11 protein-coding genes and 1 pseudogene are annotated in these 13,210 nt (G+C 58.6%); 8 read left to right on the top strand and 4 right to left on the bottom strand.

The features are described 5' to 3' along the window. The first annotated feature begins 76 nt into the window (after positions 1-76). Entirely contained in the window at positions 77-931 is an 855-nt protein-coding gene (locus D781_RS05140; RefSeq protein ID WP_015671255.1) for a co-chaperone YbbN, read from the top strand. A 52-nt stretch (positions 932-983) separates the two neighbouring features. On the opposite strand, the gene cfa is transcribed toward D781_RS05140, so the two are convergent. Continuing rightward, positions 984-2,135: a cyclopropane fatty acyl phospholipid synthase gene (gene cfa / locus D781_RS05135; RefSeq protein ID WP_015671254.1), complete on the bottom strand. Its 1,152-nt coding sequence runs from the start codon at positions 2,133-2,135 to the stop codon at positions 984-986. Between the two features lie 306 nt (positions 2,136-2,441). Between cfa and D781_RS05130 the strand changes: the two genes are divergently transcribed. Both D781_RS05130 and D781_RS05125 read left to right on the top strand, forming a co-directional pair. Then, positions 2,442-3,350 carry an SPFH domain-containing protein gene (locus D781_RS05130; protein WP_015671253.1) on the top strand — a complete coding sequence of 303 codons (909 nt, stop codon included), beginning with the start codon at positions 2,442-2,444 and terminating at the stop codon, positions 3,348-3,350. Further along, positions 3,350-3,808, top strand: a complete 459-nt coding sequence (locus D781_RS05125; RefSeq protein ID WP_015671252.1) for an NfeD family protein — start codon at positions 3,350-3,352, stop codon at positions 3,806-3,808. Before D781_RS05130 ends, D781_RS05125 begins: the two co-directional genes overlap by 1 nt. Before the next feature lie 12 nt (positions 3,809-3,820). On the opposite strand, the gene cueR is transcribed toward D781_RS05125, so the two are convergent. Next, positions 3,821-4,225: a Cu(I)-responsive transcriptional regulator gene (gene cueR / locus D781_RS05120; protein ID WP_015671251.1), complete on the bottom strand. Its 405-nt coding sequence runs from the start codon at positions 4,223-4,225 to the stop codon at positions 3,821-3,823. A 661-nt stretch (positions 4,226-4,886) separates the two neighbouring features. Here cueR and D781_RS05115 point away from each other — a divergent pair. The 3 genes and pseudogenes from D781_RS05115 to ybaK form a co-directional block, all read left to right on the top strand. Then, positions 4,887-5,075 (top strand): annotated as a pseudogene (locus tag D781_RS05115) (cation transporter); the annotation flags it as partial. Between the two features lie 215 nt (positions 5,076-5,290). Further along, entirely contained in the window at positions 5,291-6,097 is an 807-nt protein-coding gene (locus D781_RS05110) for a TraB/GumN family protein (protein WP_015671249.1), read from the top strand. A gap of 212 nt (positions 6,098-6,309) precedes the next feature. Further along, the gene (gene ybaK, locus D781_RS05105) at positions 6,310-6,789 is read left to right on the top strand and encodes a Cys-tRNA(Pro)/Cys-tRNA(Cys) deacylase YbaK (protein ID WP_015671248.1); all 480 of its coding nucleotides are present in this window, start codon (positions 6,310-6,312) and stop codon (positions 6,787-6,789) included. A gap of 51 nt (positions 6,790-6,840) precedes the next feature. Here ybaK and ushA read toward each other — a convergent pair whose 3' ends face one another. Further along, on the bottom strand, positions 6,841-8,493 hold the full coding sequence (ushA, locus tag D781_RS05100) for a bifunctional UDP-sugar hydrolase/5'-nucleotidase UshA (protein ID WP_015671247.1): 1,653 nt from the start codon (positions 8,491-8,493) through the stop codon (positions 6,841-6,843). Between the two features lie 180 nt (positions 8,494-8,673). Here ushA and D781_RS05095 point away from each other — a divergent pair, with 180 nt between their 5' ends. Further along, on the top strand, positions 8,674-9,894 hold the full coding sequence (locus D781_RS05095) for an MFS transporter (protein WP_015671246.1): 1,221 nt from the start codon (positions 8,674-8,676) through the stop codon (positions 9,892-9,894). A gap of 245 nt (positions 9,895-10,139) precedes the next feature. Beyond that, entirely contained in the window at positions 10,140-11,831 is a 1,692-nt protein-coding gene (gene ybaL / locus D781_RS05090; RefSeq protein WP_015671245.1) for a YbaL family putative K(+) efflux transporter, read from the top strand. Between the two features lie 39 nt (positions 11,832-11,870). Here the strand turns inward: ybaL and D781_RS05085 are convergent, their stop codons facing one another. Beyond that, a complete protein-coding gene (locus D781_RS05085) occupies positions 11,871-13,175 on the bottom strand; it encodes an inosine/guanosine kinase (protein ID WP_015671244.1) in 1,305 nt (434 codons plus the stop codon). Between the last annotated feature and the right edge of the window lie 35 nt (positions 13,176-13,210).

Genomic DNA, 13,210 nt, shown 5'->3' with positions numbered 1-13,210 from the left:
TTACGTTAACGGGGTTGAAGGATGCGTTCCCTGCCCCCACGTAGCCCTATATGCTTCGCAGATCAGAGAGAAAATAATGCTAACGCCGACAGTTATTGAGATTAACGAAACCAACCTGCATCAGACGCTGGAACAGTCAATGTCCGTTCCGGTGCTGTTTTACTTCTGGTCCGAACGCAGCCAACACTGCCTGCAGCTGACGCCGGTGCTGGACAAACTGGCGGCGGAATACGCCGGCCAGTTCGTGCTGGCGAAAGTCGACTGCGACGCTCAGCAGGCGATCGCCGCGCAGTTCGGCCTGCGCTCGATCCCGACCGTCTATCTGTTCAAAGACGGCCAGCCGGTGGACGGCTTCCAGGGGCCGCAGCCGGAAGAAGCGATTCGCGAACTGCTGCAGCGCGTACTGCCGAAAGAAGAAGACCTGAAGCTGGCGCAGGCCGGTGAACTGCTGCAGGACGGCAAGGCGATCGACGCGCTGCCGCTGCTGAAAGAGGCCTGGCAGACCAGCAACCAACGCAGCGACATCGGCCTGCTGCTGGCGGAAACCCAGCTGACGCTGAACCGCGTTGATGAAGCCGAAGCGGTGCTGGCCACCATTCCGCTGCAGGACCGCGATACCCGCTACCAGGGGCTGGTGGCGCAGATCGAGCTGTTGAAACAGGCCGCCGACACGCCGGAGATCCAGCAGCTGCAGCAGCAGGTTGAGCAGGACCCGGCAAACGCCGAGCTGGCGACCCAGCTGGCATTGCAGCTGCATCAGGTCGGCCGTAATGAAGAGGCGCTGGAACTGCTGATGGGACATTTGAAACAGGACCTGGCCGCCGCCAACGGCAGCGCGCGCAAAACCCTGATGGATATTCTCGCCGCGCTGGGCACCGGCGACGCGCTGGCCGGCAAATACCGCCGCCAGCTGTACTCCCTGCTGTACTGATCCTCTCCGCCATCGGGGCCGCCACGCCCCGATGGTTCACCATGTCACACGCTCAGCGATACACCCGCACGCCGCCCTCCACCCCTTTCGGACTGAACAATACCTGCCACAGCTGAATATTGCGCGAGCGAAACGCGCCGGCGCAGGCATTCAGGTAATAGGTAAACATCCGCTCGAAGCGTTCCGAGTAGTCAGCGGCCAGCTCGGGCCACGCGCGTTTAAAATTATCCAGCCAGGCCATCAGCGTGCGATCGTAGTCCGCACCGATATTGTGCCAGTCCTCCATCACAAAGCGCCCTTCGCTGGCGTCGGCAATATGTTTGACCGACGGCAGGCAGCCGTTGGGGAAAATATATTTATCAATCCAGGCGTCCACGTTCAGGTCGGTCTGATTAGAACCGATGGTGTGCAGCAGGAACAGACCGTCCGGGCGCAGGTTGCGCGCCGCGACGCTGAAATAGGTGTCGTAATTCTTCGGCCCGACGTGTTCGAACATGCCGACGGACACAATGCGGTCAAACTGCTGGTGCAGATCGCGGTAATCCTGCAGCAGGATCTCGACGTCCAGCCCGGCGCAGCGCTGCTGCGCCATTTTCTGCTGCTCGGCGGAAATCGTCACGCCAAACACCTTCACGCCGTAATGTTGCGCCGCATACTGCGCCAGCCCGCCCCAGCCGCAGCCGATATCCAGCAGCGTCATCCCCGGCTTTAGCTGCAGCTTTTCGCAGATCATCTGCAGTTTATCCTGCTGCGCCTGCGCCAGCGTTGTCGCCTGTTTCCAATAGCCGCAGGAGTATTGCATATAGGGATCGAGCATGCGGCTAAACAGATCGTTGCCGATATCGTAATGCTCTTTGCCCACCTGCCAAGCGCGCTTGCGCGACTGGCGGTTAACCAGCCGGGCGTAGGCGATACGCGCAATATCCGCGATGTTTTTCGGCAGCCGTTCGTCAACGCCGGCGCGCAGCAGGCGGCTAAACAGCATATCCAGACGCTCGCACTCCCACCAGCCGTCCATATAGCTTTCGCCAAAGCCCAGCGATCCTTCCTGCAGCACCCGTTTAAACATCTGCGGATTATTCACCTGAATATCAAACGCCTGGTTGCCGTTAATCGTAATGCCGGCTTCCGCCAACATCTCTTCAACGATGGCGTGCCAGCGATCTTTTCTACGGGACAGTGTGTTAATACCAGCCGAATCCATAACAATCCTCAATGCAGAAGACGTTTCAACAAGCATAGTCGCAAATTGAAATGACAAAATTTTGAAAGGAAAAGCGCGTTGGTGCAGGTTAACCAACGTGGGAAACGGGTTGAAATGAATTAAAATCATTAACAATATGCCTGATTGGCATAGTGACCTGCTCCGGGGATGCGGCGGACTTCCCCGTTCCGCCGTTTTGCACGGCAGATATACCGAATAATATCGGCCCCCAGGGCAGAGAAAACAGGCTTTCCTCGACAAAGTGGCGTAATATCCGCTTACATCTGTAAAACAGGAGGTTATGCAATGTTCGCTTTTATTCTGATCGTAATTGCTCTGGCGCTGGTCACCGTTTTCGCCGGCGTTAAAATCGTGCCGCAGGGTTACCAGTGGACGGTGGAGCGCTTCGGCCGCTATACCAAAACGCTGATGCCGGGCCTGAACCTGGTGGTGCCATTTGTCGACCGCATCGGCCGTAAAATTAATATGATGGAACAGGTGATCGATATTCCGTCACAGGAAGTCATCTCCCGTGATAACGCCAATGTCGCTATCGACGCCGTCTGTTTTATTCAGGTGATCGACCCGGCGCGCGCCGCCTATGAGGTCAGCAACCTGGAGCTGGCGATTATTAACCTGACCATGACCAACTTCCGCACCGTGCTGGGTTCGATGGAGCTGGACGAAATGCTGTCGCAGCGCGATAACATCAACAGCCGCCTGCTGCAGATCGTCGATGAGGCCACCAACCCGTGGGGCGTGAAGATCACCCGTATCGAAATCCGCGACGTGCGTCCACCGGCCGAGTTGATCGCCTCCATGAACGCCCAGATGAAAGCGGAACGCACCAAGCGCGCCGATATTCTGGAGGCCGAAGGGGTGCGACAGGCGGCAATTCTGCGCGCCGAAGGGGAAAAACAGTCGCAGATTCTGAATGCGGAGGGCGAACGGCAGTCGGCGTTCCTGCAGGCCGAGGCGCGCGAACGTGCGGCTGAAGCAGAAGCCCGGGCGACGCAGCTGGTCTCTGACGCCATCGCCAACGGCAACATTCAGGCGGTAAACTACTTCGTCGCGCAAAAGTATACCGATGCGCTGCAAAGCATCGGCGCCGCCGATAACAGCAAAGTGGTGATGATGCCGCTCGACGCCAGCAGCCTGCTCGGCTCCATCGGCGGTATCGCCGAGTTGCTGAAAGACGGTAAAGGTAAGGCGTAATGCTGGCGCTGATAACGGAAAACCCGCACTGGATCTGGCTGTCGCTCGGCGGCCTGCTCTTAATTGCCGAAATGCTCGGCACCGGCGGTTATCTGCTGTGGAGCGGCGTGGCGGCGGTGATCGTCGGCACGCTGGTCTGGCTGTTTCCCGGCATCGGCTGGGAATGGCAGGGGGTGCTGTTTGCCATTCTGGTCATCGTGGTCGCCTACCTGTGGTGGTACTGGCTGCGCGCCCGCGCCTCCGCCAACGACGGCGCTCAGCTGAACCAGCGTAACCGTCAGCTGATCGGCACCCGCGCCACGCTGGCCGAACCGCTACATAACGGCGTGGGACGCATTAATATCGGTGACGGCAGCTGGCGCGCCCGCGCAACGCAGGACTTACCGGCAGGCGCCGAAGTGGAAGTGATCGCCGTGGAAGGCACAACGCTGGTGATCCGCGCCGTTATCCGCGGATAACGGCGCGGCTGTTTAATTCGACGTATGGCAGCAGCCGGCCAGATTATTAATAATCGGGCAGTCGGCGCCGTCATCGCCGGGACACTGCTCCGCCAGCGTCAACAGACGCTGGCGCATCTCCTGCAGCGCCTGGATATGCTTTTCAATCTCCGTCACCTTGTGCAGGGTGCGCGCTTTCACGTCGGCGCTGTGCCGCGCCGGGTTGTTGAACAGCGCCACCAGCTCGCGGCACTCGTCCAGATTAAAGCCCACCTGCCGCGCCTGGCGCAGCAAGGTCAGCTCTTCAATATGTTTAGGGTTGTAGCTGCGATAACCGTTGCCGGTGCGGATTGGCGCGGTAACCAGACCTTTCTCTTCATAGAAGCGAATCGCCTTGCTGGTTAAACCGGTTTTTTTCGCCACATCGCTGATATTCATCGTTCCCCCTTGACCTTCCCCTAGCGGTAAGGCTCTAGTACAGCGCAGTACCGTAACATACAGCGCCTACCCTGCAGTTTACAAACTTAGTCTACCTCTGCAATATTTTTCAGCGGATAATAAAAATGGGCCTGCGACCAGAACCGGGAAAAATGCTAACCACATAATATAAAAGGGTTGGTTTTGCCTGCTGTGTGGATCGGATGTCTTGGCGGCATGCCACCATCCAACGGGGCTTGGATGGCGAGAAATTGTTGAAAAGCATCAGTACCATTTATTGTATTTAATATATACGAAAGAAACTAATATGATCCAAGGCAGGCTAAGAACCGCAGCATGGCCGGGAATATATCTGACAAATACATAAACTCCCAACAGGATAATAACTGCGGGAATTAAATAAAAAAATGACTGAGCCAGCCATAAAATTGCGCGTCTCATATTCGCAAAACCTCATAGAAAGCATCTGCCGTGTAGGCAGTTTTTGCAATGCGTGGTCATCCAGTGAACGTCGATTTTAACCCTCCTTTTTTATTCGCAAAGTAAAATCTTGACCTTCCCCTAGCGGTAAGGTTTAACCTTGTTTTTAATGAAAAGCGATTAGGCGGTCAAGCCTTAATCAATGACGCTCACACGAAGGAGACAAACCATGTCGCACACTACCGTACTTACGCTGCAGGGCCTCACCTGCTCACACTGCGTCGGGCATACGCGTAAAGCTCTGGAAGCCGTTCCCGGCGTTACCGCCGCCGATGTCACCCTTGAGCAGGCAACCATCACCGGCGATGCCGCGCCGCAGGCGCTGATCGGCGCCGTGGAACAGGCCGGCTACCACGCCCAACTGGCCGGGTAACGCACATCATACCGTTGCCGGTCACCCCACCGGCAACCCACCCGACGGAGGCACTCCCGCCGCCCCGCCTCCTCGTCGTTTCCCTTTGAGATAATTCCATCGTCCGTCGGGCTTTCCCGCGCGGCGCGCAGCGTTTAGCATGGATCACACATTTTACCCATTAGCTTTCAAGTAATGTTGGAATCTGCAGGGATAATCAGGAGCTATGCCGTATGGGTCAACTGTTACGCCGTCTGGCCACCTTTCTTGGCTTATTGTCGCCGGTCGCCTATGCCTACCCGGGCATCGATATTACGCTGCCGGGCGATCGGCAGCTGCATCTGGTCGGCAGCATCCATATGGGTACGGCCGATATGGCGCCGCTGCCCGCCAGGCTGCTCAGCCGTCTGAAGCAGGCTGACGCACTGATCGTCGAGGCCGATATCACCGGTTCGGCATCGCCGTTCGGCGAGATGCCAGAGCAGCCGTCGCTGGCTGAGCGCCTGAGCGACCAAGAGCAGCAGCGTTTACAGACGCTGTGTCAGGAGCTGGGCGCCGATATTGCGCAGTTCGACACGCTGCCCGGCTGGCAGATCGCGCTGACCATGCAGGCGCGTCAGGCGCAGCGGCTGGGGCTGCGCGCGGAATATGGCATCGACCACCAGTTGCTGGACGCCGCCCGCAGCCAGCAGAAAAAGGTGATCGAGCTGGAAGGCGCCGATGCACAGCTCAACATGCTGCTGCAGCTGCCCGAAGGCGGTATGGCGCTGCTGCGCGATACGCTGACGCACTGGCACACCAACGCCCGGCTGCTGCAAACCATGATCGGCTGGTGGCTGGACAGCCAGCCCAGCATCGCGCTGGAAACCCTGCCCGCCACCTTCAGCGCCGGGCTGTATGACGTGCTGATGCATCAGCGTAATCTGCAGTGGCAACACCAGTTACAGGCGCTGCCGCCCGGGAACTATGTGGTGGCCGTCGGCGCGCTGCACCTGTACGGCGAAGACAACCTGCCGGAAATGCTGCAAAAAACGCCATAAAAAAATGGCCAATATCGCTATTGGCCAGTCAAAGAGGAATTTCTCATATTCTCGTTATACGCATGCCGCCGCTTGGCGGCTGCGGTAGACAGGGTAGCAACCTGTATAACAACTTGGCAACCGACTTTACTTAGCCTGCATACCATTGCCGGCATGCCGCCATGCGGAGTACAGTTGCCCACGTTGGCTATCACGGTTTAAGGACACCGATTATGACACCCGCAGTGGTACTGCTTGAAAAAAACAAGGTCGCTTTTACGCTCCATCCCTACCATCACGACAGCGATGAAACCAATTTTGGCGATGAGGCGGTAAAAAAACTGGGGCTGAACGCCGACCAGGTATACAAAACGCTGCTGGTGGCGCTGAACGGCGATGCCAAAAAGTTGGCGGTGGCGGTCACGCCGGTCGCCACGCAGCTGGATCTGAAAAAGGTCGCCAAGGCGTTGGGGGCGAAAAAAGCGGATATGGCCGACCCGCAGCTGGCGCAGCGCGTCACCGGCTATCTGGTGGGCGGCATCAGCCCGCTGGGGCAAAAGAAACGGCTGCCGACGGTGATCGATAGCCCGGCGCAGCAGTTCGCCACCATTTTCGTTTCCGGCGGCAAACGCGGGCTGGATATTGAACTGGCGGCCAGCGACCTATGCCGCCTGCTGGCCGGCACCTTCGCCGATATCGCCAAGCGGGATTAACGCGACGCCAACCTCAGCGGGCGGCGCGCCCTCGTGCCCGCCCGCACTGCATTACCGATAGACGATCTCGCCTTTCGGTTCGAACGCCGCCGCATCCAGCGGCGAGTGCTTCTCGATATACTGCTTCAGCACTTCGGCGTCGATAAAACCGGTATTGACGTAGCTCGGCAGGCCGTCCACCTTCGGATAGCCGTCGCCGCCCAGCGCGTTGAAGTTCAGCGTCGCCATACGGTAGGTTTTATCCGCCTGCAGCGGCTGGCCGTTAATCTTCACCGCGCTGACGCCGCTGCCGTCCGCCACCAGGCTGACGTTGGCGAACTGCGCGTAAGCACCGGAGTCCGGCTTCATATTGGCCACCACCGCCAGATACTTCTCGACCTCACGCCCCGTCATATCGACATACACCAGCGTATTGCCGAACGGCTGCACCTTGAGCACGCTTTTGTAGGTAATATCGCCGGCTTCGATCGAGTCGCGGACGCCGCCGCCGCTCATCACGGCAAAGTCGGCGTTGGCGCGCTCCATCTGCGCCGCCAGCAGCACGCGCGCCAGATTGGTCTGCACAAAGCGAACCTTGCTGCGGTCCCCTTCCAGCTTGCCGTTAACGCTGCCGATTTTCACCTCCAGCTGCGCCCGGCCCTTATCCTGGAACGGCGTCAGCAGTTTCATCATCGCCGGATCTTCCGCAATCTGCCGGGTGTAGTAAACGCGCTCGCTGCTGCCGTCGGCCTTCTCCACCTTTTTCTTCAGGTTTACCGGGATCAGCTGGTAGTGCTTCAGCGTCAGCTTGCCGTTACGGAACTGGAAATCCGCCCGCCCGACATATTTGCCCCACTCGTGCGCCTGTACGATCCAGGTGCCGTTTTGCCGGTCCGGCGCACAAGGCGTGCCCGGCACATAGTCCACCTGCTTGTGGTTATCGCTCGCCATGCACACCGGATCCTGCGAATGACCGCCGACGATCAGATCGAGATAGCCGGCCGGCAGGCTGCGCGCCATCTCCACATCCCCCGGCGCGTTGGAGCCGTGATTGCCGTTATCGTAATGCCCCATATGGGTGGCGGCGATCACCACGTCCGGCCGCTCATCGTTGCGCAGCTGTTCCACCACCTGCCTGGCTTCCTGCGCCGGCACGCGGAATTCGATATCGGTGAAATACTCCGGGTTGCCGATTTTGGCGGTATCGTCGGTCGTCAGGCCGATCACCGCAATCTTGATGCCCTGCCGGTCAAACAGCGCGTAAGGTTTAAATAGCCGCTGTCCGGTGCTTTTCTGATAAATATTGGCGGACAGCAGCGGGAAGGTCGCCCACTTCTCCTGCTGACGCAGCACGCTGAGCGGGTTATCGAACTCGTGGTTGCCGACGGCCATGGCGTCATAGCCGATCAGGTTCATACCGCGGAAATCCGGTTCGGCATCCTGCAGGTCGGACTCCGGCACGCCGGTATTGATATCGCCGCCCGACAGCAGCAGCAGGCTGCCGCCGTTGGCCGCCACTTCCTGACGAATGCCGTCCACCAGCGTTTTTTGCGCGCCAAGGCCGTACTCGCCGTGGTCGTTCTGCCAGAAATGACCATGATGATCGTTGGTATGCAGGATAGTAATGTCGTAAGTCTTATCCTTCTCCCAGGCGCTGGCCAATCCCGGCAGCAGGCTCAGGGAAATCAGCAGCGCTCTGGCGCTGGCTGTTAACGAAAAACGCATGGCGACTCTCCAGATAATCTCAATGGGCAAGTAGTGATAGCGATGGAATTGTAACGTGAATTAATCGCTTACGATTTCAAATAATTGGGATATGCATCAAATTATGTCGCATATGGCAAAAAATAAGCAACCCGCCTAAGATAGGAACCTCTCTCTGTTACTTACCAGGCTAATAATAATATGACCGATCGTAGCGATACCGCCGCGCCGCCGGCCGGAAACAGCGCGGTAAAAGGCACCGCCTTCTCGATTCTCGGCGCCATCAGCGTTTCACACCTGCTCAACGATATGATCCAGTCGCTGATACTGGCGATCTACCCGATCCTACAGGCCGACTTTAATCTCAGCTTCGTGCAGATCGGGATGATCACGCTGACCTATCAGCTGACCGCCTCTCTGCTGCAGCCGCTGATCGGCTACTACACCGATAAATATCCGCAGCCTTACTCGCTGCCGATCGGCATGGGCTTTACCCTGTCCGGCCTGCTGCTGCTGTCGGTGGCCAACACCTTCCCACTGGTGCTGCTGGCCGCCGCGCTGGTGGGCACCGGCTCCTCGGTATTCCACCCGGAATCATCGCGGGTGGCGCGCATGGCCTCCGGCGGCCGCCACGGTCTGGCGCAGTCGCTGTTTCAGGTCGGCGGCAACTTCGGCAGTTCGCTCGGCCCGCTGCTGGCGGCGCTGATTATCGCCCCGTACGGTAAAGGCAATATCGCCTGGTTTACGCTGGCGGCGCTGCTGGCCATTGTGGTGCTGCTGCAGGTCAGCAAGTGGTATCAGCAACAGCATCGCGCGGCGCAAAACCGGCCAAAAACGGCGTCCGCCATCAAACCACTGCCCAAACGCACCGTGGCGTTTTCTCTGACCATTCTGCTGGTGCTGATTTTTTCCAAATACTTCTATCTCACCAGTATCAGCAGCTATTACACCTTTTATCTGATACATAAGTTCGGCGTTTCGGTGCAGAACGCGCAAATTCATCTGTTTGCCTTCCTGTTCGCCGTCGCCGCCGGCACCATTATCGGCGGGCCTCTCGGCGACAGGTTTGGCCGTAAATATGTTATTTGGGCCTCAATACTGGGCGCCGCGCCGTTTACCCTGGCTTTACCCTATGTATCCCTGGCCTGGACCGGCGTTTTGACGGTGATTATCGGCCTGATTCTCGCCTCCGCTTTCTCCGCCATTCTGGTTTACGCGCAAGAGCTGATCCCCGGCAAAGTAGGCATGGTGTCCGGGTTATTCTTCGGTTTTGCTTTCGGCATGGGCGGGTTAGGTGCGGCCGTACTTGGCTATGTCGCCGATTTGACCAGCATTGAGCTGGTTTACAAAATCTGCGCTTTCCTGCCGTTAATCGGCATTATCACCGCCTTACTGCCGAATATGGACGGTAAGGACGGTTAAAGCCCTCCTTTTCCCGGCTGAAAGCGATCGTTCAGCCGGGATTTCCTCATACTCCCAGCTGGTTAAGCCGTCAATTCCCCCTAAAATCCCCTGTTCATTCCCTTTCCGGCAAGATTGCGTGCTTTTTTATAACAATGACAAATTTAGACAAACTATGATTGATTAAATGCAATAAACTAAATGTATCAATACGTAAAAAAACGCCGCCCACTGTAACGCCTGTCGCCCATCAAGAAGGAGCCTGGATGCATCACTCAACACCGCTCATCACCACCATTGTCGGAGGCCTGGTACTCGCCTTCCTCCTCGGTATGCTGGCGAACCGCCTGCGCATCTCCCCGCTGGTGGGATACCTTGCCGCAGGCGTGCTCGCCGGCCCGTTTACTCCGGGTTTTGTCGCCGATATCTCCCTGGCACCGGAGCTGGCGGAAATTGGCGTTATTCTGTTGATGTTCGGCGTTGGCCTCCACTTCTCTCTGAAAGATCTCCTCGCGGTTAAATCCATCGCCATTCCCGGCGCCGTGGCGCAGATTGCCGTCGCCACCCTGCTGGGGATCGGGCTGTCGCGCCTGCTGGGCTGGGATCTGGTCTCCGGCCTGGTGTTCGGCCTGTGCCTGTCGACCGCCAGCACCGTGGTGCTGCTGCGCGCGCTGGAAGAGCGCCAGCTGATCGACAGCCAGCGTGGACAAATCGCCATCGGCTGGCTGATTGTCGAAGATCTGGCGATGGTGCTGACGCTGGTGCTGCTGCCGGCCTTCGGCAATATGATGGGCAATAACGGCGCCAGCACCGCGCAGCTGTTGAGCGAGCTGGCGCTGACCATCGGCAAGGTGATCGCCTTTATCGCGCTGATGATTATCGTCGGCCGCCGGCTGGTGCCGTGGATCCTGGCGAAAACCGCCAGCACCGGTTCGCGCGAGCTGTTTACCCTGGCCGTTCTGGCATTGGCGCTGGGCATCGCCTACGGCGCGGTGAAGCTGTTCGACGTGTCGTTCGCGCTCGGCGCCTTCTTCGCCGGTATGGTGCTGAACGAATCGGAGCTCAGCCACCGCGCCGCCCACGATACCCTGCCGCTGCGCGACGCCTTCGCCGTGCTGTTCTTTGTCTCGGTCGGCATGCTGTTCGACCCGCTGATCCTGATTAATGAACCGCTGGCGGTGCTGGCAACGCTGGCGATCATCGTCTTCGGCAAATCCGTCGCCGCGTTTCTGCTGGTCAGAATGTTCGGCCACTCCAAGCGCACCGCGCTGACCATTTCCGCCAGCCTGGCGCAGATTGGCGAATTTGCCTTTATCCTCGCCGGGCTGGGTATCGCGCTCGGCATGATGTCGGAGCACGGCCGCAATCTGGTGCTGGCCGGCGCAATACTGTCGATCATGCTCAATCCGCTGCTGTTTACCCTGCTGGAGCGCTACCTGAGCAAAACGGAAACCATCGAGGAGCAGACGCTGGAAGAAGCGGTGGAGGAAGAGAAACAGATCCCGGTGGATATGTGCAACCACGCGCTGGTGGTCGGCTATGGCCGCGTCGGCAGTCTGCTGGGCAGCAAGCTGCGCGAGGCCGGTATTCCGATGGTTGTCATAGAAAACTCCCGGCCGCGGGTCGAAGCGCTGCGCGAACAGGGAATTAAAACCGTGCTGGGCAACGCGGCCAACGGGGAAATCATGGAGCTGGCGCGGCTGGACTGCGCGCGCTGGCTGCTGCTGACCATTCCGAACGGTTATGAAGCCGGTGAGATTGTCGCCTCGGCGCGCAGTAAACGGCCGACGATCGAAATTATCGCCCGCGCGCACTATGACGATGAGGTGACCTATATCACCGAACGCGGCGCCGACCGGGTGGTGATGGGAGAGCGGGAAATCGCCAACAGCATGCTGAATATCCTGCAGCTTGATCGGATCAGCGAGGAAGAAAAAGCCGGCGCCTGCCCGATCTAAGCCTGCACGGGCCGGCATCGCCGGCCCGCAAGGTCAGCCTCAGCGTTCCCAGTACGCCTCTTCCAGGCTGTCTTCCCGCTCCGGCAAACCGCGCGTCAGGCGCGGCGAATGCTGGTTCAGCACCTGATAGCTGACGCGGTTGGCGTATTTACACACCTGCGCCAGCGAGGAATAGGTCAGATAGCTGCGCACGTGCTTACTGGAGTTCGGCACATTATTGCGGTGATAACCATTGGCCGCGATATCATGCAGCAGGGCCGACAGCGCGCCGTCGCCGGCGCCGTTGGTATTCATGATCTTTTCCGGGCCGCCCATATACGGGGCAATATGCGAATAGACGCGGAACGGGTTTTCGCAGCTCTCGCGGCGCATGGCGCGGCTGAACTCATAGCGGTTGAATTCAGCGATATGGCCCGGCAGCAGCGGATGCTGCGTCTCACGCTTGTTGGCCTCTTCGGTGTAACCGGCCATATACAGGCCGTGCGGCCCGGCGGTGCACAGCACCAGATCCACCCACTCCAACGCCATATCCGACGCGGTCAGCGGATCGCTCAGGCCGGTCAGCTCCTGCGCTTCGTCCTCGTTCATCGCCAGAATCGAGACGTTATCGCGCAGGAAATCGCGCCACCACTGCGGATCGTCGGCAATCACATACTTGGTGCCGAGCGTCAGCACCACCGGCACATCATACTTTTTAGCGTACTCAATCGCCTGCATGGTCGCCGCCGGCATCGGTTCGCCCGGCTTACAGCGCACCAGATAGGAGGTCAGCACCAGCGCCGAGGCGCCGGCAATCACCGCTTCCGGGATGCTCTCCGGGGTCAGCTGGTTCATCTGGCCGGGGCTGATGGCAAAGGTGCGCTCGCCGCTTTCGCTAATCAGCGTAAAGCAGCGGCCGATCGCGCCGTCCACGCCCTGCAGATAGTTAAGATCGGTACGGCTGGAGGTATTACACAGATAGCGGTAGGCGTAACTGCCAATCTTAACGTTACTGCACATTACGCCCAGCAGCACCGAGCGGTCGTCCGCCAGTACCGAGTAGTTGTGCAGGGTGTTGCCGATGGTGCCGCCGGCAAATTGATGGGTAATCAGGTTGTTGTCGCTTAATTCCTGATACAACGCTTCCGCCACGTCATCTTCAATCACCAGAGAATGCCCCAGGCTCAGGCCGTAGCGCTGGACAAACGCGTCATCCACTTTGGCTTCAATATCCACCAGCGTCTGGTCGATACCGACGATATAAGAGGTGCTGACGTCATGCTCCGGCTGAGCCTGCTGCAGCAGCGGATCGCGGGCGCTCACCGGGAAATAGTGTTTGGATTTACGTTTACCAGGAAATTTCATGTGATTGGCGGTTGTGGCAGTTAACAGACGGGAAA

Origin of the sequence: Serratia sp. FGI94, assembly GCF_000330865.1 — a bacterium.
Taxonomy (GTDB): domain Bacteria; phylum Pseudomonadota; class Gammaproteobacteria; order Enterobacterales; family Enterobacteriaceae; genus Serratia_B; species Serratia_B rubidaea.
The sequence above is the reverse complement of the archived record's forward strand: the minus strand, read 5'-3'. Positions and strand labels throughout refer to the sequence as shown.